This is a genomic window from Fulvivirga kasyanovii (assembly GCF_009711405.1).
GTDB lineage: Bacteria > Bacteroidota > Bacteroidia > Cytophagales > Cyclobacteriaceae > Fulvivirga > Fulvivirga kasyanovii.
In genome coordinates this window covers 5,642-8,972 of sequence record NZ_SMLW01000406.1, presented here as the reverse complement: position 1 = coordinate 8,972, position 3,331 = coordinate 5,642, and the positions used below count along the sequence as shown (strand labels likewise).

Genomic DNA, 3,331 nt, shown 5'->3' with positions numbered 1-3,331 from the left:
CAGCTCTACTATCCCCATTAAGTTAGTGCAGATATTTTGCAGCGTGCTTATTATTTTTTATGGATAGTCATCAATCTCAACAAAAACAGCCAAATACCACCACATCTGGCAGCAAGCCAGATAATTTGCAGAGGGACAATTTATCACCAAGTTCGAAAACCCCTAATCTGACAGGCAGGGCTGGGTTTGTGCCGCGGTCTTTATCAGGCGCTGCGTCTGAGGAGGCAGAAACACTCTCAGCGAGTGAAATTCTGCAAATGATGAGGGGTGATCATGCTCAGAAAAAGGGTAATGCTCAAAGGGACAAGGAGGAAGAGAGTGAGCAATTGTCAGGGGCGAAGTCTGATGCCCACAATGTCGGTTCGGCTGATACGGAAGAAAACTCAGACATATCGCTTGCTGACCCAAAACCGGATCACCCTTATATGAAAGTTTTGGGATGGGGTAGAGCAACTCGTTGGACAATTTTTGGAACCAAATATTCTACTCGCTTTATTTATAGTGGTACACCTGAAAACTGGAAGAAGTTACTGGCTACATTGGATAGTGACTCGGCTTTTAATGATTATCTTTTACCATTTTTTGCAGCTACCGGGGTTGTGAACACTGGGAGTGTCAAGAACTATTTTGGGGTAAATACTAAATATTTGGAAAACTATGAGTTTAAGGATGCCAGGCCGGGAAAGAGGGATATTTTAAATTTGCTTAGAGCTTTGTATGATACTGACTCTTCTACAAAAAGCAAAATGAATCTACCTGATAAGTTTTCGGAAGGAACCAGTAATATACCTTTGCATTATGATTCCGGCTTTAATGGTCTTGCAGCATTTATTGCCAAATACCAACACTTGCTCATACAGTATAAATCCGGAGTTGATATTAAAGATGAGGATGACAATGTTATAGAGAAGGAGTCGGGAGTTGCTCTTCAATACGAGGATACAAAGGCCCTGGCAACTCAGGGGACACGATGGAGTGATCCACAGGTAGGCAATCCGAGAGTTGCGAAAGCGATGATAGAAAATGCCTTTGCGACTGCAATAGCTGCTACAAAATTGGCAATAAACCTTGAAGGAGAAACAGGGCCAAATAAAAATAGTGATCAGAATAAAGCACTTTATATGGTAGAAAACTCTGCAATGATTATAAAATCCGCATTAGACTCATATGGAAACCTGGTTGCTGTAACAAATAAAAATATTTCATCGATTTTTAATGAGGTGTGGGGACTTATACCTTTGCCGGATATTTTTCCGGCTCCGGTAGAAAAAAGGGCTAAAAATCTACTTTCAGAAAAGATCTTAGATCGGTTTAAAGTCGGAGGAGAGTTTAAAGATATTGGTTCTCTTAAAGAATGTTATAAACAACAGTATAGGGATATATTAGACGCGTTGGCGAAAATGAATGATTTGGAGTTCGAGGCCAACGCAGCTTTGTCAAGTTCTTTTAATTCGAGATTGGGTAATTAGTTTATAGAATGAGAATTTTTATTTTAATAACGGTTTTAATGCTTGTGATTGCGTGTACAGATAAGAAATCAAGCGAGAAAGATCTCTCCTATAAAGAATTTCTGTTTGAATTTAAAGACTTTGAAAAGCCATTTGTTTTGGGACCAAAATTAATATTGAAGTCTTATCTAAGAGGTTATGTTGCAGGAAGCAGCAGATTGCTAAACCCTCAATTAAGGAATCAATTTTTGAGTAAAGATTCAACTACTTTTTCGAAGTATGTTATGCATGATTCTCTGTTTATCACACGTAACCCTGTAAAACCTATTGGAAAAACCACCTTATCCAACTATGATGTGCTGTTATATATGATTGCAGATGGAGGCGGAGGGTACACATTTGATTACTTGAGGGTGGGACTCTTTAAAGATGAAAAGCTTTTAAATTCGTTCAATGTTGCAATATCTGCTCTTTCTTTCCGTCATTCAAAGGATATTTACTTAGTTACCGCAATAATATCTGAGAATAAGATAGACCAATACAAGATAGCAATGGAGTATCATGAAGAACCCAACAATTTTGAACTTGGCAATGAAGACTACTACTTTACCCTCAAGGATACACTAGCGGTGAGTACACTTGAAATACAGGCTGATGGTAGTATTCTGGGGAAGAACCTTGCGGAGCTTCCTGATACGAAATGATTGGTAAGGGCATAATTAAAGAGGGAATCTACTTCTAATGAATGGAATGGTTATAAGTGTAGTATGTCTGTTAGTGCTCATCTCATGTAATGCTCAAAACGAGGGAGCGGTTATATCGAATAAATGCCTTGAAATCAGTGTTCCTCAAGATTGGCAAGTCGATGTTTTTGATGAGAATTCAGAAGAATTTGATCTCGTGATTTCAGACAAGAGCAAACAAATTGAAAAGATTACGAGAATGGAATTCTCTAAGATGGAAGCAAATAAGAATGAAACTCTTGAGATTGTCTTTAATCGCTTCGTGTCCCTGGATTTTGCAATAGATACCCTTCTGGAGAAGTCCAGTATTATTACAGATAATTTAGGTAGCGGATTTTACTATACCGGTGAAGTGTTTTACCAAGCAAACCGAATACAAAAAGTGTTCTATTTTTTACATAATAAATATATCGTAATTATTCACTGCGGATATGTTCGGGAAGGTTCATCTGAGCAGGAAAAAGTTTTTGAAGAAATAATAAGCAGTTTGGTTATCAAATGTTGAACTAAAACTAATGGACACTGGCGCGAGCCTTTGATGTCGGTTTGAATAGCTAATGGAGTATGAGAGTTTTTCTGATAGTATTAACGTATATAATCATAATGAGCTGTTCAAATGGGAAGGAACAGCCGCAGGAGCCATCGTACAACAGCTTCTTATCTCAATTTCCAACAGTCAAGACTCCATACACCCTTGACCCTAAATTTATATTGAGGATACACACCAGAAGTTATGATATAAAATATCCACCGTTGATAGATCAGAAATATGAGGACAAGTATTTATATCAGGATTCAAGCACTATTCATAACTATTTTATGAATGATACTTTGTATACGACACGTAGAGCTCTTGAGCCCATTGGAAAAACAATTACAGGAAACTTTGATGTAGTGCTATACCAGCTAACTACTGGTGGTAAAAGGTTTTACAGGTGCTATCGCATGGGAATATTCAAAGATGAAAAATTGGTTAATTCATTCAACGTCGCATTATCTGCCATTTCAGTTCGTTCCACAAACTATTTGGTGACAGCAACCATCTCTGGCAATAAATAGACCAATACAAAATAGCAATGGAGTACCACGAAGAACCCAACAATTTTGAACTTGGAAATGAAGACTACTACTTTACCCTTC

At 37.9% G+C, this 3,331-nt stretch carries 4 protein-coding genes; all 4 read left to right on the top strand.

Going from position 1 to position 3,331, the window contains the following annotated elements; translation table 11 throughout:
* The first annotated feature begins 425 nt into the window (after positions 1-425).
* The 4 genes from E1163_RS05550 to E1163_RS05535 all read left to right on the top strand — a co-directional run bounded on the left by E1163_RS05550 (position 426) and on the right by E1163_RS05535 (position 3,250).
* Positions 426-1,469 carry a hypothetical protein gene (locus tag E1163_RS05550; protein ID WP_155170339.1) on the top strand — a complete coding sequence of 348 codons (1,044 nt, stop codon included), beginning with the start codon at positions 426-428 and terminating at the stop codon, positions 1,467-1,469.
* An 8-nt stretch (positions 1,470-1,477) separates the two neighbouring features.
* Positions 1,478-2,152, top strand: coding sequence for a hypothetical protein (locus tag E1163_RS05545; protein ID WP_155170336.1), 675 nt, complete (start codon positions 1,478-1,480; stop codon positions 2,150-2,152).
* Between the two features lie 37 nt (positions 2,153-2,189).
* Entirely contained in the window at positions 2,190-2,696 is a 507-nt protein-coding gene (locus tag E1163_RS05540; protein ID WP_155170334.1) for a hypothetical protein, read from the top strand.
* A 98-nt stretch (positions 2,697-2,794) separates the two neighbouring features.
* Complete coding sequence (locus tag E1163_RS05535) at positions 2,795-3,250, top strand: hypothetical protein (protein WP_155170333.1); 456 nt, start codon at positions 2,795-2,797, stop codon at positions 3,248-3,250.
* Positions 3,251-3,331: the final 81 nt, after the last annotated feature.

Coding starts and splice junctions, on each gene's coding strand:
- E1163_RS05540 (WP_155170334.1), top strand. CDS start 2,190: ATGAATGGAATGGTTATAAGTGTAGTATGTCTGTTAGTGCTCATCTCA.
- E1163_RS05550 (WP_155170339.1), top strand. CDS start 426: ATGAAAGTTTTGGGATGGGGTAGAGCAACTCGTTGGACAATTTTTGGA.
- E1163_RS05545 (WP_155170336.1), top strand. CDS start 1,478: ATGAGAATTTTTATTTTAATAACGGTTTTAATGCTTGTGATTGCGTGT.
- E1163_RS05535 (WP_155170333.1), top strand. CDS start 2,795: ATGAGCTGTTCAAATGGGAAGGAACAGCCGCAGGAGCCATCGTACAAC.